At 63.0% G+C, this 21,000-nt stretch carries 22 protein-coding genes; all 22 read right to left on the reverse strand.

Features of this window, described 5'->3' with window-relative positions; translation table 11 throughout:
• Window positions 1-27 precede the first annotated feature (27 nt).
• Entirely contained in the window at window positions 28-2,265 is a 2,238-nt protein-coding gene (locus SA496_RS17420; protein WP_330114205.1) for a chemotaxis protein CheA, read from the reverse strand.
• 14 nt (window positions 2,266-2,279) lie between these two features.
• Window positions 2,280-3,068 (reverse strand): protein phosphatase CheZ, encoded by a 789-nt coding sequence (locus SA496_RS17425; RefSeq protein WP_120649957.1) that lies wholly within the window; start codon window positions 3,066-3,068, stop codon window positions 2,280-2,282.
• Between the two features lie 20 nt (window positions 3,069-3,088).
• The gene (locus tag SA496_RS17430) at window positions 3,089-3,463 is read right to left on the reverse strand and encodes a chemotaxis response regulator CheY (RefSeq protein WP_003083073.1); all 375 of its coding nucleotides are present in this window, start codon (window positions 3,461-3,463) and stop codon (window positions 3,089-3,091) included.
• Between the two features lie 83 nt (window positions 3,464-3,546).
• Window positions 3,547-4,293: an RNA polymerase sigma factor FliA gene (gene fliA / locus SA496_RS17435; protein WP_028626565.1), complete on the reverse strand. Its 747-nt coding sequence runs from the start codon at window positions 4,291-4,293 to the stop codon at window positions 3,547-3,549.
• Entirely contained in the window at window positions 4,290-5,123 is an 834-nt protein-coding gene (gene fleN / locus SA496_RS17440) for a flagellar synthesis regulator FleN (RefSeq protein ID WP_120649956.1), read from the reverse strand. The genes fliA and fleN overlap by 4 nt, the downstream gene beginning before the upstream one ends.
• Before the next feature lie 70 nt (window positions 5,124-5,193).
• Window positions 5,194-6,543, reverse strand: coding sequence for a flagellar biosynthesis protein FlhF (flhF, locus tag SA496_RS17445; RefSeq protein ID WP_153917413.1), 1,350 nt, complete (start codon window positions 6,541-6,543; stop codon window positions 5,194-5,196).
• Between the two features lie 15 nt (window positions 6,544-6,558).
• Window positions 6,559-8,682, reverse strand: coding sequence for a flagellar biosynthesis protein FlhA (gene flhA, locus SA496_RS17450; protein ID WP_120649954.1), 2,124 nt, complete (start codon window positions 8,680-8,682; stop codon window positions 6,559-6,561).
• A 186-nt stretch (window positions 8,683-8,868) separates the two neighbouring features.
• On the reverse strand, window positions 8,869-10,005 hold the full coding sequence (gene flhB / locus SA496_RS17455; RefSeq protein ID WP_153917409.1) for a flagellar biosynthesis protein FlhB: 1,137 nt from the start codon (window positions 10,003-10,005) through the stop codon (window positions 8,869-8,871).
• A gap of 52 nt (window positions 10,006-10,057) precedes the next feature.
• Window positions 10,058-10,834, reverse strand: a complete 777-nt coding sequence (gene fliR, locus SA496_RS17460) for a flagellar biosynthetic protein FliR (RefSeq protein ID WP_120649952.1) — start codon at window positions 10,832-10,834, stop codon at window positions 10,058-10,060.
• Between the two features lie 2 nt (window positions 10,835-10,836).
• Window positions 10,837-11,106: a flagellar biosynthesis protein FliQ gene (gene fliQ, locus SA496_RS17465; RefSeq protein ID WP_120649951.1), complete on the reverse strand. Its 270-nt coding sequence runs from the start codon at window positions 11,104-11,106 to the stop codon at window positions 10,837-10,839.
• A 10-nt stretch (window positions 11,107-11,116) separates the two neighbouring features.
• Entirely contained in the window at window positions 11,117-11,866 is a 750-nt protein-coding gene (gene fliP / locus SA496_RS17470) for a flagellar type III secretion system pore protein FliP (RefSeq protein ID WP_077521919.1), read from the reverse strand.
• Window positions 11,866-12,306, reverse strand: coding sequence for a flagellar biosynthetic protein FliO (gene fliO, locus SA496_RS17475; protein WP_330114206.1), 441 nt, complete (start codon window positions 12,304-12,306; stop codon window positions 11,866-11,868). The genes fliP and fliO overlap by 1 nt, the downstream gene beginning before the upstream one ends.
• 4 nt (window positions 12,307-12,310) lie before the next feature.
• Window positions 12,311-12,772 (reverse strand): flagellar motor switch protein FliN, encoded by a 462-nt coding sequence (gene fliN, locus SA496_RS17480; RefSeq protein ID WP_120649949.1) that lies wholly within the window; start codon window positions 12,770-12,772, stop codon window positions 12,311-12,313.
• A gap of 42 nt (window positions 12,773-12,814) precedes the next feature.
• The gene (gene fliM / locus SA496_RS17485) at window positions 12,815-13,786 is read right to left on the reverse strand and encodes a flagellar motor switch protein FliM (RefSeq protein ID WP_120649948.1); all 972 of its coding nucleotides are present in this window, start codon (window positions 13,784-13,786) and stop codon (window positions 12,815-12,817) included.
• 13 nt (window positions 13,787-13,799) lie between these two features.
• A complete protein-coding gene (gene fliL / locus SA496_RS17490; RefSeq protein ID WP_120649947.1) occupies window positions 13,800-14,321 on the reverse strand; it encodes a flagellar basal body-associated protein FliL in 522 nt (173 codons plus the stop codon).
• A gap of 144 nt (window positions 14,322-14,465) precedes the next feature.
• Window positions 14,466-15,752, reverse strand: coding sequence for a flagellar hook-length control protein FliK (locus SA496_RS17495; protein WP_330114207.1), 1,287 nt, complete (start codon window positions 15,750-15,752; stop codon window positions 14,466-14,468).
• An 83-nt stretch (window positions 15,753-15,835) separates the two neighbouring features.
• Entirely contained in the window at window positions 15,836-16,189 is a 354-nt protein-coding gene (locus SA496_RS17500; protein ID WP_120649945.1) for an Hpt domain-containing protein, read from the reverse strand.
• A gap of 32 nt (window positions 16,190-16,221) precedes the next feature.
• Entirely contained in the window at window positions 16,222-17,916 is a 1,695-nt protein-coding gene (locus SA496_RS17505) for an ATP-binding SpoIIE family protein phosphatase (RefSeq protein ID WP_153917403.1), read from the reverse strand.
• An 11-nt stretch (window positions 17,917-17,927) separates the two neighbouring features.
• On the reverse strand, window positions 17,928-18,233 hold the full coding sequence (locus SA496_RS17510) for an STAS domain-containing protein (protein ID WP_028626550.1): 306 nt from the start codon (window positions 18,231-18,233) through the stop codon (window positions 17,928-17,930).
• 165 nt (window positions 18,234-18,398) lie between these two features.
• Window positions 18,399-18,848 (reverse strand): flagellar export protein FliJ, encoded by a 450-nt coding sequence (fliJ, locus tag SA496_RS17515; protein ID WP_120649943.1) that lies wholly within the window; start codon window positions 18,846-18,848, stop codon window positions 18,399-18,401.
• Window positions 18,849-18,854: 6 nt separating this feature from the next.
• Window positions 18,855-20,207, reverse strand: a complete 1,353-nt coding sequence (gene fliI / locus SA496_RS17520) for a flagellar protein export ATPase FliI (RefSeq protein WP_120649942.1) — start codon at window positions 20,205-20,207, stop codon at window positions 18,855-18,857.
• Window positions 20,197-20,994 carry a flagellar assembly protein FliH gene (gene fliH / locus SA496_RS17525; RefSeq protein WP_120649941.1) on the reverse strand — a complete coding sequence of 266 codons (798 nt, stop codon included), beginning with the start codon at window positions 20,992-20,994 and terminating at the stop codon, window positions 20,197-20,199. Before fliH ends, fliI begins: the two co-directional genes overlap by 11 nt.
• Window positions 20,995-21,000: the final 6 nt, after the last annotated feature.

Consider the following 21,000-nt stretch of genomic DNA (forward strand, 5'->3'; position numbering starts at 1 on the left):
CGGGCGGCCGTTCCCGGCCACCCCAGATCAACCACGGCGTGCGTAATGCTTGAGCATGCTCGGCACGTCGAGGATCAGTGCGATACGGCCGTCGCCGGTAATGGTGGCGCCGGACATGCCCGGCGTTCCCTGGAGCATCTTGCCCAGTGGCTTGATCACCACTTCTTCCTGACCCACCAGTTGGTCGACCACGAAGCCAATGCGTTGGGTGCCCACGGAAAGGATCACAACGTGGCCCTCCCCCTGCTCCTCAACGGCGGCATCTCGCACCAGCCAGCGTTTGAGGTAGAAGAGCGGCAGGGCCTTGTCGCGGACGATCACGACTTCCTGGCCGTCCACCACGTTGGTGCGCGACAGGTCCAGGTGGAAGATCTCGTTGACGTTCACCAGCGGGAAGGCGAAAGCCTGGTTGCCCAGCATCACCATCAGCGTCGGCATGATCGCCAGGGTCAGCGGGACCTTGATGACGATCTTCGAGCCCGAGCCCTTCTGAGAGAACACGTTCACCGTGCCGTTGAGCTGGGAAATCTTGGTCTTCACCACGTCCATGCCGACGCCGCGGCCAGACACATCGGAAATCTCGGTCTTGGTTGAGAAGCCCGGGGCGAAGATCAGGTTGTAGCACTCCAGCTCAGTCAGGCGTTCGGCGGCATCCTTGTCCAGCAGCCCCTTCTCCACGGCCTTGGCGCGAAGTACGGCCGCATCCATGCCCTTGCCGTCGTCGCTGATCATCAGAAGGATGTGGTCGCCTTCCTGCTCGGCAGAGAGGACAACGCGGCCAGTGCGCGGCTTGCCAGCGGCCTCGCGCTCTTCGGGCGATTCGATGCCGTGGTCGACGGCGTTGCGCACCAGGTGCACCAGCGGATCGGCCAGGGCTTCGACCAGGTTCTTGTCCAGGTCGGTTTCCTCGCCCACCAGCTCGAGGTTGATTTCCTTCTTCAGGTTTCGCGCCAGGTCACGAACCAGCCGCGGGAAACGGCCGAAGACTTTCTTGATCGGCTGCATCCGCGTTTTCATCACCGCGGTCTGCAGGTCGGCGGTGACCACGTCCAGGTTGGACACGGCCTTGGCCATGGACTCGTCGCCGCTGTTGGAGCCCAGGCGTACCAGACGGTTACGCACCAGTACCAGCTCGCCGACCATGTTCATGATCTCGTCCAGGCGCGCGGTATCCACCCGTACGGTGGTTTCCGCCTCACTGGCCACTGCGGGGCCGGCAGCGCCATTACCAGCGGCAGCAGGTGCAGCGGACTGACGAGGTGCCGAGGCCGGCTCGGTCTTGGCAGCGGGTCTGGCAACTGGAGCTGGAGCTGGAGCAGCGACGGGGGAAGGACGGCTGACAGCGGGGGTCGCGGCCGGCTCTTCAGTAGCACCGTTGAACTTGCCCTTGCCGTGCAACTGATCGAGCAGCGCTTCGAACTCGTCATCGGTGATGTTTTCACCGCTCGCTGGTACGTCCGGTACGACGGGAGCGGCCGGGGCGATGGCAGCGACTTCAGCGGCGCCATTGAACTTGCCCTTGCCATGCAGCTGGTCCAGCAGGTCCTCGAACTCGTCGTCAGAAATTTCGTCGCCCGCGCCAGCACTCGCCAGGGCGCTCACCGGGGTGCTGGCCGCAACGGCGGCTTCCGGTTCAACCGCAGCTACGAACTTGCCCTTGCCGTGCAACTGGTCGAGCAGCGCTTCGAATTCGTCGTCAGTGATTTCATCGGCAGTGGCTGCAACCGGCTCAGCGGCACCACCAGCGTTATCGCCCAGCGCGTCGAGCAACTGCTCGAACTCGCTGTCGGTGATATCGGCTTTCGCTTCGACGGGAGCCGACTCCACGATCACCGGAGCAGGAGCTACCGAAGAAGCAACCACGGGCTCGGCGCCTGCCGGCTCAGCGAGACGCGACAAGGCAGCCAGCAGTTCCCGAGTCGCAGGCGTCGGTTCGCTGCGCTCACGTACTTCGCGGAACATTTCATTGACCGTGTCCAGGGCCTGAAGCACCACGTCCATCAGCTCGGCATCCACGCGGCGCTCGCCCTTGCGCAGGATGTCGAAAACGTTCTCGGCGATGTGGCAGCACTCCACCAGCGCATTGAGCTGGAGGAAGCCAGCTCCGCCTTTCACGGTATGGAAACCACGGAAAATCGCGTTGAGCAGGTCCATGTCGTCCGGGCGGCTTTCCAGCTCGACCAGCTGCTCGGACAGTTGCTCCAGAATCTCGCCGGCCTCTACCAGGAAGTCCTGGAGGATTTCTTCATCGGCGTCGAAGCTCATAAGTGGAGTGCTCCCTAAAACCCAAGGCTGGATAGCAGATCGTCGACGTCGTCCTGTCCGGACACTACGTCCTCACGTATATCGGCATGGATCTGCGGACCTTCACCCCTGGAAGGATTTTTTTGTTGTTCCAGCTCAACGCGTAGCGCGTCGTGGTCGTGCTCGATGCCGGCGTAGCGATCTACCTGGCTGGCCATCATCACCAGCTTGACCAGGTTGCTCTCCACTTCGGTAACCAGCTGGGTCACGCGCTTGATCACCTGGCCGGTGAGGTCCTGGTAGTCCTGCGCGAGCAGAATGTCGTTGAGCTTGCCGGACAGCGCATCGGTATCGCGCTGGCTGCGGGCGAGGAACTGCTCGATGCGGCGGGCCAGGTCACGGAATCCGTCCGCACCGATTTCCCGACGCATGAAGCGGCTCCATTCCTCACCCAGCTTCTGGGCTTCGTCGCTCAGGCCGTTGAGCAGTGGCGCGCTTTCCTCCACCAGATCCATGGTGCGGTTGGCGGCCTTCTCGGTCATTTGCACCACATAGGAAAGACGGTCAGTCGCATCGGCGATCTGCGACATTTCCTGGGCATGGGGCAGATGCGGGTCGATCTGGAAGTTGACGATGGCGTTGTGCAACTCACGAGTGAGCTTGCCGACTTCCTGGTAGAGGCCGCGATCACGGACGTGATTGAGTTCGTGGATGAGTTGCACGGCGTCGGTGAAGTTGCCTTTCTCGAGGCTATCCACCAATTCCCGCGCACGGACTTTCAGGGTCGACTCGAAGTCTCCCAGCAGGTGTTCTTTCTGGTCCATGGTGCCCTCGCGGCTGACATTCAGCCGTTGACCCGCTCGAAGATCTTCTCGATTTTTTCTTTCAGGACCTGGGCAGTGAAAGGCTTGACCACATAGCCGTTCACACCGGCCTGGGCCGCTTCGATGATCTGGTCGCGCTTGGCCTCGGCAGTCACCATCAGGACCGGCAGGTGCTTAAGGCGCTCATCGGCGCGTACCGCGCGCAGCAGATCGATACCGGTCATGCCAGGCATGTTCCAGTCGGTCACGAGGAAGTCGAAGTTTCCGCTGTGCAGCATCGGCAGGGCCGTGGTGCCGTCGTCCGCTTCGGCGGTATTGGTGAATCCCAAGTCGCGCAAGAGGTTCTTGATGATGCGTCTCATCGTCGAGAAATCATCAACGATGAGGATTTTCATGTTCTTGTCCAAGTCGACCTCCGTACAGTCTCAAACGCCCCTCTTGCCGGGGACGCCATTCAAATCCGAAAGCGGTGTACCGCTCAGCGCGCGCGCCATTCGCCCAGCCGTGCGCGCAGACGTGCCGCGCACTGGCTATGCAACTGGCTGACTCGCGACTCGCTGACCCCCAGCACTTCACCGATTTCCTTCAAGTTCAGTTCTTCGTCGTAATACAGCGCCAGCACCAGGCGCTCACGCTCCGGCAGGTTCGCGATGGCATCAGCCAGCGCGGCCTGGAAACGATCTTCTTCCAGATCATGGGAAGGCGAGAATTGGGTGACACCGGCGTCCTCGTGCACGCCGCCCTGCTCGCCGTCCTGCAACAGGTCGTCGAAGCTGAACAGGCGGCTGCCCAAGGTGTCGCTCAGGATGCCGTAGTAGTCTTCGAGACTCAATCCAAGTTCGGCAGCAACTTCCTGATCTTTAGCGTCACGGCCAGTTCTGGCCTCGATGGTGCGGATCGCATCACTCACCATGCGCGTATTGCGATGCACCGAGCGCGGCGCCCAGTCGCCCTTGCGGACTTCGTCGAGCATGGCCCCGCGGATGCGGATGCCGGCGTAGGTTTCGAAGCTGGCGCCCTTGCTACCGTCGTATTTCTTCGAGGCCTCGAGCAACCCGATCATCCCGGACTGCATCAAGTCTTCCACCTGAACGCTGGCCGGCAGGCGCGCGAGCAGGTGATAGGCGATGCGCTTGACCAGGGGGGCATAGCGCTCGATCAACTGATGTTGCGAATCCCTTGCCTGTGCCTTGCCGTACATACGCAGCCCCGTGGCGGGTGTCATACAGGGGTTTCCGCAGACGGCTGCCGGACCAGCCGCTCGACGAAGAACTCCAGGTGGCCCCGCGGATTGGCCGGTAGCGGCCAGCTGTCGACCTTCTGCGCGATGGCCTTGAAGGCCAGGGAGCACTTCGAACGCGGGAAGGCTTCATAGACCGCGCGCTGCTTCTGCACAGCCTTGCGCACCGACTCGTCGTAGGGCACGGCACCCACGTACTGCAGGGCGACGTCGAGGAAACGGTCGGTAACCTTGGTCAGTTTGGCGAACAGGTTGCGCCCTTCCTGCGGGCTGTGGGCCATATTGGCCAGCACGCGGAAGCGGTTCATGCCGTAATCGCGGTTGAGCAGCTTGATCAGCGCGTAGGCGTCGGTGATGGAAGTCGGTTCGTCGCAGACGACCACTATCACTTCCTGCGCTGCCCGGACGAAGCTGACCACGGAATCGCCGATGCCGGCGGCGGTGTCGATCACCAGCACATCGAGGTTGTCGCTGATTTCACTGAATGCCTGGATCAGGCCGGCGTGCTGCATGGGCGAAAGCTGCACCATGCTCTGGGTGCCGGAGGCGGCCGGGACGATACGAATGCCCCCCGGTCCCTGCAACAGCACGTCGCGCAGGTCGCATTCGCCATTGATCACATCGGCCAGGGTGCGCTTGGCGGTGAGGCCGAGCAGGACGTCGACGTTGGCCAGGCCGAGGTCGGCGTCCAGCAACATGACGCGACGGCCAAGATCAGCCAGGGCCAGCGAGAGGTTCACGGACACGTTGGTCTTGCCGACGCCGCCCTTGCCGCCGGTCACCGCGATCACCTGTACGGGATGCATACTACCCATTTCAAATACCTTGCCTTAGGGGCCAGTTGGCGGTCCAGCACCGCCCCCCGAGGAGGCGGTTCACAATTCTTCAACCGGCGCGGCGCGCCGGATTCTGGTAAAGCCCGGCGAACAGGTCAGCCATGGCTTCTTCACTCGGGTCCTCCGGAGCCTGGAGGCTGACCGCACGGCTCACCAGTTGGTGGCTGCGGGGAACCTGCAGATCATCCGGGATTCGCGGGCCGTCGGCCAGATAGGCTACCGGGAGATGCTGGCCGATAGCCAGCCCCAAAACCTCGCCCAGGCTGGCCGCTTCGTCCGCCTTGGTAATGATGCAACCGACCAGGCCGCAACGCTTGTAGCTGTGATATGCAGCCTTGAGCACCTGGCTCTGACTGGTGGCCGCCATCACCAGGTAATTCTTCGCATTTATCGCACGGCTGGCCAGTGCTTCGAGCTGCATGGTCAGGGCCGGATCGTTGACCGGCAGACCGGCGGTATCGATCAGCACCACGCGCTTGCGGGCCAAGGGAGCCACAGCCTGGGTCAGGGACTGGCCAGGATCGACCAGGGTCACCGGCACATTGAGGATTCGGCCCAGGGTCTTGATCTGCTCCTGAGCACCGATGCGGAAGCTGTCCATGCTCACCAGGGCGACGTTTTGCGCGCCGTACTTAAGCACGTAGCGAGCAGCCATCTTGGCCAGGGTGGTGGTCTTGCCCATGCCGGCCGGACCGACCAAGGCGATCACCCCGCCCTCTTCCAGCGGTTCGGTCTGCGGGGTGCGAATGGCGTGGGACAGGTGCGCCAGCAGCATGCGCCAAGCCTGACGCGGCTCGCTGACCTTGGCCACCTTGTCCAGCAGGGCCCGGGCCAGTTCGGCCGGCAGCCCCATGCGTTGCAGGCGGCGCCAGAGGCTGGCCTGCTGAGGGCGGCGGCTCTGCATCTGGCCCCAGGCGATGGAGCCGAGTTGCACTTCAATCAGTTCGCGCAGGCCGCTCAGCTCGAAACGCATGGCATCCAGGGCAGCCTGATCCACGGCAGCGGGCTTGGGCGCGCTGACGGGCTCCGCGGCGCGGGGGACTGCGCGCGGACGACTCATGGCGGCGGCCAGGACGGATTCCGGCAGTTCGGATTCGATGGCGGTCAGCGGCTCGCCGGCGAACAATTGACGGTCCTTGCCGGCGTCAGCCTGGGCACGCGTGGTCAGCTCAGCCTGGGCTTCGGCGATGCGCGCCTGGGTCTTGCGCAATTCCGCCTCGAGGGCCGGGTTCGGCCTGCTCGGGGCTGCTGCCGGCATTGGGTAGTCCAGCGCCGCGGTCAGCTCGACACCGCCGGCGACACGGCGGTTACCGATGATGGCGGCATCCGCGCCCAGTTCATCACGCACCAGCTTCATGGCTTGACGCATATCGGCGGCGAAGAAACGTTTGACCTGCATGGCCGTTGACCTCGGTTAGTTCTGCCCCACAGTGGCAACTATGGTGACCTGCTTGTTGTCCGGTATTTCCTGGTAGGCCAGTACGTGCATGGTTGGCACGGCGAGCCTTGCGAAGCGCGACATCATCGCCCGGATCGGCCCGGCCACCAGCAGGATCGCCTGCTTGCCGAGCATCTCCTGGCGCTGCGCCGCTTCCACCAGGGAACGTTGCAGCTTCTCGGCCATTCCGGGTTCGAGGAGAACGCCATCTTCCGAACCCTGTCCGGCCTTCTGCAGGCTATTCAGCAATATCTGTTCCAACCTGGGTTCCAGAGTGATCACAGGCAGCTCCGGCTCTAGTCCCACAATGCTTTGCACGATTGCGCGGGCCAACGAGACGCGGACGGCAGCCACCAGCGCGGCGGGATCTTGACTCTTGGGCGCCATGTTTGCGATGGCTTCGGCGATGGTGCGGATGTCACGCACCGGCACCTGCTCCTGCAGCAGGGCCTGAAGTACCTTGAGCAGGGTCGAAAGCGACACCATGCCCGGCACCAGCTCTTCGGCCAGGCGCGGCGAACTCTTGGACAGGTTCTGCATCAGTTGCTGGACTTCTTCGTGACCCAGCAGCTCATGGGCATGTTTGTGCAGCACCTGGTTCAGGTGAGTGGCGACCACGGTGCTGGCATCGACCACGGTGTAGCCGAGCGACTGCGCCTGGTCGCGCTGGCTGGCGTCAATCCACACGGCCTCCAGACCGAACGCCGGATCCTTGGCGGCGACACCATTGAGGGTGCCGAACACCTGGCCGGGGTTGATCGCCAACTCGCGGTCCGGATAGACCTCCGCTTCAGCCACGCTTACCCCCATCAGCGTCAGCCGATAGGCGTTGGGCAGCAGGTCGAGGTTGTCGCGGATATGCACCGAGGGCATCAGGAAGCCCATTTCCTGAGAGAGCTTCTTGCGAACACCCTTGATCCTCGCCAACAACTGGCCGCCCTGGTTGCGATCCACCAGCGGAATCAGGCGGTAGCCCACCTCCAGCCCCACGAGATCCACCGGAATCACATCGTCCCAGCCCAGTTCCTTGGTTTCCTGGGCACGCTGGGCCGGCAGCAGCTCCTGCTGACGTTGTTCTTCCTTCACAGCCTGATCCTTGACCTGCTTCTGCCGATGCCAGATCCACCAGGCACCGCCGCCAGCCACAAGACCCAGACCGATGAAGGAGACGTGCGGCATGCCCGGCACCAGACCCATGGCAATAAGGATGGTGGCGGACACCGCCAGCGCCTTGGGCGAGGCGAACATCTGGCGATTGACCTGCTGGCCCATGTCTTCGGAGGAAGACACTCGGGTCACCATGATGGCCGCAGCGGTAGATAGCAGCAGCGACGGAATCTGCGCCACCAGACCGTCACCGATGGTCAGCAGCGAGTAGATGCGGCCGGCGTCACTGAAGCTCAGGCCATGCTGCAGCATGCCGATGGCCATGCCGCCAATGAGGTTGATGAAGAGAATCAGCAGGCCGGCGATGGCATCGCCGCGCACGAACTTGCTCGCGCCGTCCATGGAACCGTAGAAGTCGGCTTCCTGGGAAACCTCGGAGCGGCGCTTCTTGGCCTCGGCCTGGTCGATGAGGCCGGCGTTGAGGTCGGCGTCGATGGCCATCTGCTTGCCGGGCATGGCGTCCAGGGTGAAACGCGCACTCACCTCGGAGATGCGCCCGGCACCCTTGGTGACCACCACGAAGTTGATGATCATCAAGATCGCGAAGACCACGGCACCGACGACGTAATTGCCGCCCACCACGACATCGCCGAATGCCTGGATCACCTTGCCCGCGGCGTCATGACCGTCCTGGCCGTGGAGCAGCACCACGCGGGTGGAGGCGACGTTCAACGCCAGGCGCAACAGGGTGGCGACCAGAAGAATGGTCGGGAAAACCGCGAAATCCAGGGGACGCAGGGCATAGACGCTGACCAGCAGCACCACGATTGACAGGGCAATGTTGAAGGTGAAGAACACGTCGAGCAGGAACGGCGGCACCGGCAGGGTCATCATGCCCAGCATCACCAGCACCAGCAGGGGCACCCCGAGGTTGCCACGACCCATGCCGATCAGGTTGTTGCGGACATTGCCGATCAGTTGCGTACGATCCACTGCTACTCCCCTACCCCTTTCGCGAAGCATCACTTCGCACATCCAATCTTTTGACGCCAGGTGGCGTCGCAATCCCCATTGTGCAAGAAGCTTTCCAACTTCGTTAAGGGGCTGAATGAAAAGGACTAATTCGGGGAATGGCCTGTAGGTGCGAATGAATTCGCCCCTACAGGATGGTGACTGGCGTCACTCATCCCGCCGCAAATCCGGCGGGATCGGCAGGTTGTTCAGCGGCGCCGGGCGCTTGCCGCGGCCGGCACGGAATTGCTTGAGTTGATAGACGTAGGCCAGGACCTGGGCAACGGCAAGGTAGAGTCCGGCGGGGATTTCCTGGTCCAGTTCGGTGGAGTAATACACCGCCCGCGCCAGGGCCGGGGACTCCAGCACCGTCACCTGGTTCTCCTGGGCAATCTCGCGGATCTTCAGTGCGGTGAAGTCATTACCCTTGGCCAGCAGCAGCGGCGCGCCGCCCTTTTCGGCGTCGTACTTCAACGCCACGGCGAAGTGAGTCGGGTTGGTGATGACGACGTCGGCCTGAGGCACGGAGGCCATCATGCGCCGCTCGGCCATCTCCCGCTGAAGTCGGCGGATACGCGACTTGACCTCAGGCTTGCCCTCGGAGTCCTTGTACTCGTCGCGCACTTCCTGCTTGGTCATCATCAGCTTCTGCTTGTTGTCCCAAAGCTGGAAGGGCACGTCCACGGCGGCAATCAGGATCAGGCCGCAGGCGAGCCAGACAGCACTCCAGCCCACTACCTGGACGCTGTGCAGGATGGCCATGTCCAAGGGCTCATGGGCAATGGCGAGAAGATCGTCACGGTCTGAATTGAGCACCGCGAGCGCCACCAGCAGGATGAGTGCGAATTTGGCCAACGCCTTGAGCAGTTCCGCCAGTGCATGCAGGGAGAACATTCGCTTGAGCCCGGAAAGCGGGTTCATGCGACTGAACTTGGGCATCAGCGCTTCGGTCGAGAACAGCCAGCCGCCCAGGGAAATCGGGCCGACGATGGATACCACCAGTAGGGTTATCAACAGCGGCAGCAAAGCGTCCAGCGCCATCTTGCCCGAGGTGAGCAGGAACAACCCCATGCTGCGCTCATCCATCAGCACCTCGCGCGGCAAGTCGAAGTTGCTGTGCATCAGCTTCATCAGCATGTCGGCAATGCCACCACCGGTTGCGAGGAGGCCACCCGCGCCAGCCAGGGTCACGGCTAAGGTATTCAGCTCCCGGGAACGGGCGATCTGTCCCTTCTCGCGGGCCTCCCGCAGCCGTTTCCCTGTGGGTTCCTCGCTCTTATCCGCCCCGCTCTCACTTTCTGCCATGGCTCACCTCAGCAGTAGGCCCGCGTAACCGCCGGGACGGGTAAGGAGTTGTTCATCGCGCCCTCGCCAGCTCACGCATGAGCTGCAGGGCGTCACTGGCCAGTACCTGGTACTGGGAGAGGATGTCGGCCATGCCGATCCAGACGATCACAAGGCCCAGCGCCAGGGTCAGTGGGAAGCCGATGGAGAAGATGTTCAGCTGGGGTGCTGCGCGGGTCATCACGCCGAAGGCCAGGTTGACCACCAGCAGCGCGGTGATCGCTGGCAGCGACAGCAGCAACCCTGCCCCCATCACCCAGCCGAGCTTGCCGGCCACTTCCCAGTGATGATTGGTCAGCAAGCCGCCGCCTACCGGCAGGGTGACGAAGCTCTCGGCGAGTATCTCGAAGACCACAAGATGGCCGTTCATGGAGAGGAACAACAGGGTTACCAGCATCAGGTAGAACTGGCCAAGCACCGGCACCGAAACACCGTTGGTGGGGTCGACCATGGAGGCGAAGCCCAGGCCCATCTGCATGGAGATGATCTGCCCCGCCACCACGAAGGCGTGGAAGAACAGTTGCAGCACGAAACCGAGCAAGGCGCCCACCAGAATCTGCTCGCCCACCAGCAGGATGTTGCCGAGGTTGATGGCGTCGACCTGCGGCATGGGGGGCAGCGTGGGCACCAGCACCACGGCAATCGCCAGCGCCAGGTACAGGCGAACGCGTGTCGGCACGAGCTGCGTGCCGATGATCGGCATGGTCATCAACAGCGCGGCAATGCGGAACAACGGCAGCAGGAAGCTGCCGATCCAGCCGCCGATCTGCGCGTCGCTGAGTTCGAGCATGGTCAGCCGATCAGCATCGGGATGTTCTGATAGAGCGTCTGGATGTACTCCATCAGTTGGCGGGTCAGCCAGGGGCCGACCCAGATCAGGGTGAGCAGCATCACCAACAGACGCGGCAGGAAGCTCAGGGTCTGTTCGTTGATCTGCGTGGCGGCCTGGAACATGGCCACGATCAGGCCGACCACCAGGCTCGGCACCACCAGGATCCCGACGATGATGCAGGTCAGCCAGAGCGCATCACGGAACAGGTCGATTGCAACTTCCGGAGTCATCGCAACTCTCCTAGACGCCGCCGAAACTGCCGGCAAGGGTACCGATGATCAACGCCCAGCCGTCCACCAGGACGAAGAGCATGATCTTGAACGGCAGGGAGATGATCAGGGGCGAGAGCATCATCATGCCCATTGCCATCAGCACACTGGCCACCACCAGGTCGATGATCAGGAAGGGGATGAAGATCATGAAGCCGATCTGGAATGCTGTCTTCAACTCGGAGGTGACGAATGCCGGGACCAGGATGGTCAGCGGCGCAGCATCCGGGCTGGGTATATCAGTACGCTTGGACAGGCGCATGAACAGGTCGAGGTCGCTGGCGCGAGTCTGCGCCAGCATGAAGTTCTTGATCGGCACTTCAGCTTTCGCTATCGCGTCCTGGGCCGTCATCTGCTCATTGAGATAGGGCTGCAGCGCCTCGCGGTTCACCTGGTCGAATACCGGCGCCATGATGAACATCGTCAGGAACAGTGCCAGGCCGATGAGGATCTGGTTCGACGGCGTCTGCTGCAGACCAAGCGCCTGGCGCAGGATGGAGAAGACGATGATGATTCGGGTAAAGCTGGTCATCAGCATGACGAACGCAGGAATGAAGCTCAGCGCCGTCATGATCAGCAGGATCTGCAGGCTTACCGAGTATTCCTGCTGACCTTCGGGATTGGTGGACAAGGTAATGGCGGGCACCGACAGCGGATTGTCGGCGCCAAGGGCCAGGGGCGCAGCCAGCACCAGCAGCAGCGCAATGAGGAGGCGGGGCATCAATGCTTGTCCTTGCCGAGCAGTTCCATCAGTCGTTGAGCGAATTCCGGGCTAGCCGCCTCGGCGTCAGCCTGTTGCACGGGCTCTTTCAGTACATGCAGCGGCGTGATGCGTCCAGCACTGATGCCGAGCAGGATCTGCTCACCCCCCACCTGCACCAGCACCAGCCGATCACGCGGACCCAGTGCCTGACTGGCTACCAGCTTGATCGCCTGGCCACCACGCGGCCCGAGTTGCTGCACCCGACGCAGAAGCCAGGCAAGCAGGAAAATCAGTCCGACCACCAGCAACAGGCCGATGGCCAGTTGCCCCAGTTGCGCAGCCATACCGCTTCCAGCCTGGGTAGCCGCCGTAGCGGATGCCGGAGTGGTCACAGCGGTTTCGGCGGCAATGCCGCTGATGGGCAGAAGCGACAGCCCGGCAAGAAGAAAACGGTGCATGGTTTCAGCGCAGCTTCTTGATGCGTTCACTCGGGCTGATCACATCGGTCAGCCGGATACCGAACTTCTCGTTGACCACCACCACTTCGCCATGGGCGATCAGGGTTCCATTGACCAGCACGTCCAGCGGCTCGCCGGCCAGGCGGTCAAGCTCGATCACCGAGCCCTGGTTGAGCTGCAGTAGGTTACGGATGGTGATGTCGGTGTTGCCCACTTCCATGGAAATGGACACCGGGATATCCAGGATCACGTCAAGGTTCGGGCCGTCGAGGCTTACCGGACCGCTGGCCTTGGGTACGCTGCCGAACTCCTCCATCGGCGCGCGTGGCGAACTGGGAGCTGTGCTGCCCTGATTCATCAGCGCGTCGATATCGTCCTGGGAAGCATCACCGGCTTCGGCCAGGGCCGCGGCCCACTCATCGGCCAGGGCCTGTTCTTCTGGGGTAGTGTCCATGTCGTTTGCCATCGCTTGACCTCGGCTGGCTCTGAATTCTTGGGAAACGCGCGATCAGCGCTGGCGTTCGATCGGTTCGAGGATCTGCAGGGACAGATTGCCCTTGTGCGATCCCAGCTTGGCCTTGAAGGCCGGCACGCCATTGGCGCGCATGATCATGTGCTCGGGCAGCTCCACCGGGATCACATCGCCGGGCTGCATGTGCAGGATGTCTCGCAATTTGAGTTGGCGACGTACTACGGTGGCGGCCACCGGCACGCTGACGTCGAGGATGTCCTCACGCAGCGCCTTGATCCAACGCTCGTCCTGGTCATCGACGTCGGATTGGAAGCCGGCGTCGAGCATCTCGCGGATGGGCTCGATCATCGAGTACGGCATGGTGATGTGCAGGTCGCCGCCACCACCATCCAGCTCAATGTGGAATGTGGATACAACCACCACTTCGCTGGGGCTGACGATGTTGGCCAGGGCCGGGTTCACTTCCGAGTTGATGTACTCGAAGTTCACATCCATCACTGCGTGCCAGGCCTCGGCCAGGTCGACGAAGGCCTGGTCCAGCACCATGCGCACGACGCGCAATTCGGTGGGTGTGAACTCACGCCCCTCGATCTTGGCGTGACGACCGTCGCCACCGAAGAAGTTGTCCACCAGCTTGAACACCAGCTTCGCATCGAGGATGAACAGCGAGGTGCCGCGCAGGGGCTTCATCTTCACCAGGTTGAGACTGGTGGGCACATAGAGCGAGTGCACGTACTCGCCGAACTTCATCACCTGCACACCGCCCACCGCCACGTCCGCGGAACGACGCAGCAGGTTGAACATGCTGATGCGGGTATAACGGGCGAAGCGCTCGTTGATCATTTCCAGGGTCGGCATGCGCCCCCGGACGATGCGGTCCTGGCTCGTCAGGTCATAACTCTTGACGCTGGCAGGGTCCGCGTCGGTTTCGGTTTCAACCAGGCCGTCATCGACACCGTGCAGTAGCGCGTCGATCTCATCCTGGGACAGCAGGTCTTGAACAGCCATGGTTGTACCTTGCCTACTGCAGTACGAAGTTGGTGAAGAGCACTTGCTCGACGGTGATCGCCCCGGTTTCCTGCTTGGCCAGCTCCTGCACGGTGGCGGTGGCCTGCTGGCGCAGCATTTCCTTGCCCACCGGAGTGACCAGGTTGTCGAAGCTCTGGCTGGAGAACAGCATGACCAGCTTGTTGCGCAGAACCGGCATGTGCACTTTGAGTGCATCCATCTCGGCCTGGTCACGGGCCATCAACGCGACGCTGACCTGCATGTAGCGCTGGCGACCGTTCTGGCTGAAATTGACTACGAAGGCTGGTGCCAGCTCTTGATAGATGGCGGGCTGTTTGGTCGGCGCTACGGCCGCGGCTTCTTCCTTGGCCGGCTCAGCGGCCTTGTCGCCGCGACTGAGGAAGAACCAGGTGGCGCCGACCGACAGACCGATCGCCAGCAACAACGCCACGACGCCCAGGATAATGAGCTTCAGCTTGCTCTTGCCGCCTGCCACAGCGCCCTCTGCCGGGGCCTTCGCTTCTTTCTTCGCCATGCCAATAATCCGTCGCCTGGCGGGGAAAACCCGCCTTTTCCTGGGGAATGAGCAAGTGTTATGCCAGCTCGCCGGCCAACCAGCGGTTCAGGCAAATGCTTCAGGGCTGCGGATATACCAGTGTCAGGGGCGGCTGTCACGAAGTCAGGCGTAGAAGTCCACCAATCCGCGTCCACCACCCGCGCTGGCCGGGCGGATCTCGCTATGGCTCACGCTGATTTCCTCATCGCCCCCACCGCCAAAGTCGGCACGGCCACCGCCGGAGCGCCGCTCGCCGTCGCCACCCTGCCCCTGCCAGCCACGGTTGAGCGACTGGTCGGAAACGTTCACGTCGGGCTGGTTCATGCCCTGCTGGGCGAACATATCGCGCAGTCGATGCATCTGCCCTTCCAGGGCATCGCGAACGTTGGCGTTGGGACTGGCGAAGGTTACCTGGGTCTGATCCTGGGTCATATGCACGCGTACCTCGAGTCGCCCCAATTCCTGTGGATCGAGCTGGATCTCAGCGGACTTGAGGTTCTGGCTGGACAGCCACATCACGCGGTCCACGACCGCCTCGCTCCAGCCGCCCTGCTGCATGGCAACCGGCTGTCCGGGCACCAGTGCCGGCGCGCGCTGGGCCTGGGCAGTCTGCTGGCTGATGGACTGGCTCAGCGCATTGAGACGACTGGCCAGCAACTCGTTGCGCACTTCACCTTTGTTTTCGCCGAGGCCTTCCGTCAGTTCCACCGACAGCTCGGTGGATGACAGGGCCTTGTCCAGCTTGCCCTCACCGGTCTCCAGCGGCTTGTCGGCGAAGGCCGCCAGGGCATCGGCGAAGTCCTGATCTGCGGTCGGCGCTGTCTGCGCCGCCTGGGTGGTCGCGCTTTGCGCCTGCTGGGCGGCCTGAGCGCCCTGGTCCAGTGCCATTTTCACGGCCGGCAAGCCATTGAGCTGGTCCAGGTCCGGATCGAGGCTGGCTTCGGTCAGGGTCGCCGGAGCACTGCTGGTCACCTGTGGTGTCACGGGCAGTGCCGGTAGCGTTTCGCCGGAACTATCCGCCACTACCGACGCGGCATCGGCAGGCGGTTGGCCGGTCATTGCCATGAGCAGCAGCGGGTCCATCACCGACTCATCCGGTTTCTCCTGGGTTGCACCGTCTTCCTCGCCCGGCAACGGCTTGCCGCTTTCGGCAACTACCGGCTGGTTGGTGGCAGGATCTGCCGCCGGCTTTTCCTGGCTAGCTGCCTCATCCGACCTGGTCTTGGCTTGCCTTGCAGCCGCCTCGCTCCGTTCGGCAGCTTTTGCCTGGCGTTCTTTCGCGTACATCTGGGCGAAGCTGGAAGCCTCGCCCTTGTTGGTTTCCGCCGGTTTTTCCGGGGCTTTTGCGGCCGGTGCTTTCGGCTTCACTTCAGGCCTGGCCTGAAGAAGCAGATCGGGGGCAACGGGCATGGGCACTCTCCGCTCGGGTTGGTTCGTGCCAGTTTGACTGCAAGGGATGGGCCAACATGCCCGGCAGCGAGTGGAAGCGTTGATCAGTGCGCCAGCCCGCTTCGCGCGTCCTGCAGCAGATCACGGACGATGAGGAATTCCTGCTCGATCAGCAGGATGACGCCTGGCGCATCGGACAACTGGTCACGGCGGGCCATGTCCTCCAGTTGCTTGCACAGGCTCGCCAGCTCAAGGGCCCCCATGTTGCTGCAGCTACCCTTGAAGCTGTGGGCGGCCAGGCGCAGGGCCTGGCTATCGGACGCGGCGTTGGCCTGGCGGATCTGTCGCAAGCGCTCCGTCGAGTCCGCCAGGAAGGTATCCAGCAGCACCGGAAACTCGTCCTCCATGACGTCCCGCAAGGCGGACAGCACTGAATGGTCGAGATGGATATCGGACAAACCCGTCGCTCCCTCTACTGAACGTCAGAAAATTATGCCTTAACGGGCCAGCGGAATTCGACGCGTATGCCCCTGCCATCCTCGGCGGGCTCACAATAGGCGGTGAGCTGCCTGATCAGGGTCAGGCCGCGGCCGCAGAGGCCGTCCATCATTGGCTCACGAGCCAGGACAGTCCCCAGGTCGAAGCCTTTGCCGCTGTCTTCCACATGCACCAGCAAGCGCCCTCCCCTGCCCTCCGGGACCAACTGCAGATTGAAGCGCACGTAGCCATCGTCCAGCCCGGCAAGGCGTTCGCTGCGCTCGCGATAATAGCGGGCGAAACCTTCGGCGTTGCGCTTGAGGGAAGAATCCAGCCCCAGTACGCCGTGCTCCAATGCATTGGAGTAAAGCTCAGCCAACACCGTATAAAGCGCTCCCCCCTGGTCGCGCAGCCCCTGGACCTCCAGCAGCAACTGCAGGAGGAAGGGCAGCGGGTTGAAGCGTTTAAGCGTCTGGGCGCGAAACTCGAAAGAGGCAGACCAGTCAAGCGGGCTGGCCTGGCCGCTGTCGGTGAAGGCCAGCTTGGCACGCTCGGTGGAGTCATCGAGCATGCGCACTTCGATCATGCTCACGTCGTCCTGGGCATGGCCCCGGAAGGCGCTCAGGGCCAGCTGGATTTCGTCGAACAGCCGGTTGCCGTCGCCATTGGCATTGAAGACTTCGCGCAAGCGCTGGTCCCCAAAGGTTTCGTCGCTGTCATTACGGGTTTCCAGCACCCCGTCCGAGACCAGGAAGATGCGGTCGCCCGTTTCGATGGGATAAGACTCGAAATGCGCATTGAAACTGCCCTGGTCAAGCACGCCCAACGGCAGGTGGCGCGACACGAGCGGCACCAGTTCGCCGCTATCGGCGCGGCGCAGATACCCTTCGGGAAGGCCGCCGTTCCATACCTCGACCAAACGCCGCTGGAAACTCAGATTGAGAAAGGTCGCACAGCAGAACACGCCAACCGGCAGGATGCGTTTCAGCTTGGCGTTCATCTCCCGCAGGATGTCGGCCATGGCATAACCCTTGGCGGTCATGCCGTAGAACACCTCGGCCAGCGGCATGGCACCAATGGCTGCCGGCAGACCATGGCCGGTGAAGTCGCCGAGCAGCACATGCATGCCACCCGAGGGCTTGTAGGCGGCCAGTAACAGGTCGCCATTGAACAGCGCATAGGGCGATTGCAGATAGCGGATGTTCGGGGCACTCAGGCAGCCGGAGTGCGCCACCTTGTCAAACACCGCCTTGGCCACCCGCTGTTCGGTGACCAGGTGTTCGTTATGCCGGGCGATCAGGTCACGCTGCTGCAGCACTGTGTCTTGCAGACGGCGCAGACGGTCGAGCGCCTTGATTTTGGCTTCGAGGATGACGCGGTTGTAGGGCTTGGCGAGGAAGTCATCCCCGCCCGCCTCCAGGCAACGCACCAATGCCTCGTTCTCGGTGAGGGAGGTGAGGAAGATGATCGGCACCAGGGCTTCGCCGGCCAGCTGCTTGATCTGGCGGGCAGCTTCGAAGCCATCCATCACGGGCATCAGGGCATCCATCAGCACCAGTTGCGGCTGTTCTTGCTGGAACAGCGCCACGGCCTCGCGGCCATTGGCGGCCGTCAGGGCCCGGTGGCCCTGGCGGTTGACAATGGTGGACAGCAGCAGCCTATCCGCTGCGTTGTCCTCGGCAATCAGGATCGTCAGCGGCGACGGCATGGCAACAGGCCTCAGGCGATCTGGAACAGTTGTTCGAAGTTGGAGATGGCGAGGATTTTGCGGACGTCGGGGTTGCAATTGGCAAGGCGAATCTGGGCACGCTCGCCACCGGCGTGGTCACGCAGCAGCAACAGCATGCCAAGTGCGGAGCTGTCGAGGTAGGTGGTGCCCTTGAGATCCACGACGTAGCGCTTGGGGGTGAAATTGACGCGCTCGTAGGCGTCGCGGAATTCCTGGTGGGCGCCGAAATCGAAACGTCCCTGGATAGTGATGGTCAGCTCCTGCCCATCGTCTGAGGGCATCGAGGTGATGGCCATGCAAAGCTCCTTGTTCAAATTCGGAATGCGCGTGGTGAAGATTTAGCACCCACCATCAGGCACGGCAACTGGAAAGCGGCGAGCCGGGAGAATTTATGGTTCTGAGATGACACGTTGAAGAATGCATTCGCTTTCGCGCTGAACGGTTGGTGTGCACGGCGCACCCTACTCCTCACCTCTGGCGGGCAAGCGTTGCACCAGTTCGTCCAGCAGCTTCTGCTCGCGCTTGTCCTCGGCTGCCCGGGCCTCGTCGAGGTAACGCTGCACCAGCTTGCGCAGCCCCTCGAGACGCGCATAGCGCTGTTGCCAGGCCGCGCGGGCCTTGTCGAGGTTCTCGCGGTGCCATTTGACGCTCTGCAACTGCTGGCCGATGGCGGATTCGAGCTGCGACAGGAAGCGCTGGTAGTTCATCAGCCATTGGCCGGAAACACCGCGCCGCCCTTCCTCGATCCATTGCTGCTGGTAGTCGGAGCGATAGCGCTCCAACTCGCCCAGTTTCATCTCCGCCTGAGTGACCTGCGCCTGACAGCGACCGAGCATGCGCGCGGCTTCACGCTCGGCGCGCTCGGCCATTTCGACCACCGGCGCCAGGCGCGCCGCCCGATTGCGTGACATGTGCTATCAGCCCTGGATACCCAGGGCTGCCGCAAGACGCTGGGCGCTCTGGGGAAGGCTCTCGCTCTCGTCGAGGCCCTGGCGCAGGAAGGCACTCATGGCCGGCTGGCGAGCGATGGCCAGGTCGGTATCAGGGTCGCCGCCTGCGACGTAGGCGCCCACGCTGATCAAGTCACGGCTCTGCTGGTAGCGCGACCAGAGCTGCTTGAAGCGCTGGGCCATCTTCATGTGTTCGGGGCTGACCACCTGGGGCATAACCCGGCTGATGGACGCCTCGATGTCGATGGCCGGGTAGTGGCCCTCCTCGGCCAGGCGGCGGGATAGCACGAAGTGGCCGTCGAGTACGCCGCGCGCGGAGTCCGCAATCGGATCCTGCTGGTCGTCGCCTTCGGAGAGCACGGTGTAGAAGGCCGTGATCGATCCACCACCCTGTTCGGCATTGCCGGCGCGCTCCACCAGCTTCGGCAGTTTGGCAAATACTGATGGCGGATAGCCCTTGGTGGCCGGCGGCTCGCCAATGGCCAGGGCGATTTCGCGCTGGGCCTGGGCAAAACGGGTCAGGGAGTCCATCAGCAACAGGACGTTCTTGCCTTTGTCGCGGAAGTACTCGGCAATTCGGGTGCAGTACATGGCGGCACGCAGGCGCATCAGCGGCGCATCGTCCGCCGGGGACGCCACGACCACGGAACGTTTGAGGCCTTCTTCACCGAGGATGTGCTCGATGAACTCCTTCACTTCGCGACCCCGTTCACCGATCAGGCCGACGACGATGATTTCCGCCTCGGTGAAGCGGGTCATCATGCCGAGCAGCACGCTCTTGCCCACGCCGGTACCGGCGAACAGGCCGAGCCGCTGGCCACGGCCGACGGTAAGCAACGAATTGATTGAACGAATGCCCACATCCAGCGGCTCGCTAATGGGGTGGCGCTTGAGCGGGTTGATGGTGGGGCCGTCCATCGGCACCCAGTCTTCAGCCTTCATGCCACCCTTGCCATCCAGGGCGCGACCGGCGCCATCGAGCACGCGGCCAAGCATGGACATTCCCATGGGCAGGCGGCCGGTATCCGGCAGTGGCACGACGCGGGCGCCCGGGGCAATGCCGGAAAGGCTGCCCACCGGCATCAGGTAGATCTTGCTTCCGGCAAAGCCCATCACTTCAGCTTCCACCTGCACCGGGTGATAGCTGTCGTCGTTGATTACCAGGCAGCGACTGCCCACTGGTGCGCGTAAACCCTCGGCCTCCAGGGTGAGCCCCACCATACGCAGTAGGCGGCCTTCCACCATGGGTTGCGAAGGCAGATCGATGACATCGTTGTAACCCGCCAGCCGCTTGGCGAAGCTGGCGCGCTCAATACGCATGATCGAGGCTGTCCGGAGAGTCCAGGTCGACCACCAGATCGGCCGATGGCGGATGGACCTTCTGCTCGCGTTGTTGCTCGAAGAGCTGCTTCATGGCCAGGTTCAGGCGCGTCTCGATGCTGGCGTCGATGCGCGAATGTTCGGTCTCGACCCGGCAGCCGCCGGGCTCAAGCGCTTCGTCTTCGAGGATGCGCCAGCTTTCTTCATGGCGTTCGCGCAGGGCCTTCACCTGTTCGAAGTCCTGCGGGTTGATGTGGATGCGCACGTTGCTGGCGCCCATCGGCAGCAGCTTCAGCGCCTCGCGCAGCACATGGCGGATCTGTCCGGAATCCATGCGCAGCTCGCGCTGAATCACCTGGCGGGTGATCAGACTGGTGAGGTGCACCAGGGACTCCTCGATCTGCCGGTCCTGCTCGGCGATGGGGTCCAGCAAGTGCCCCATCAGCGCGTCGAGCTGGGCCAGTCGGGCATTCACGGCAGCCTCCGCTTCCTGACGGGCCTTGAGCTGGCCGGCATGGAAACCGTCGCGCTCGCCGGTGGCGAAGCCTTCGTTGTAGGCGTCCTGGCGAATGGCCTCGAGCTCGTCCAGCGTCAGCGGCTTGACGTCCTCGACCGGCACTTCCTCGATCTGCGATTCAGGCTCCGGCTCAGGCGCCGCCGCAGCCAACGGCTCTTCCGGCTCGGCGGGTTGCGGGGCGTCCGGATCGAAACTGGGCAGCGACCAGCGATCGAAGACGTTGACGTCCTTGGCGCGGATCAGTTCGCTTGCCGAATCCTTGTTGGCCATGGGCGC

It is taken from the genome of Pseudomonas sp. JS3066 (assembly GCF_036328175.1).
Lineage (GTDB): Bacteria > Pseudomonadota > Gammaproteobacteria > Pseudomonadales > Pseudomonadaceae > Metapseudomonas.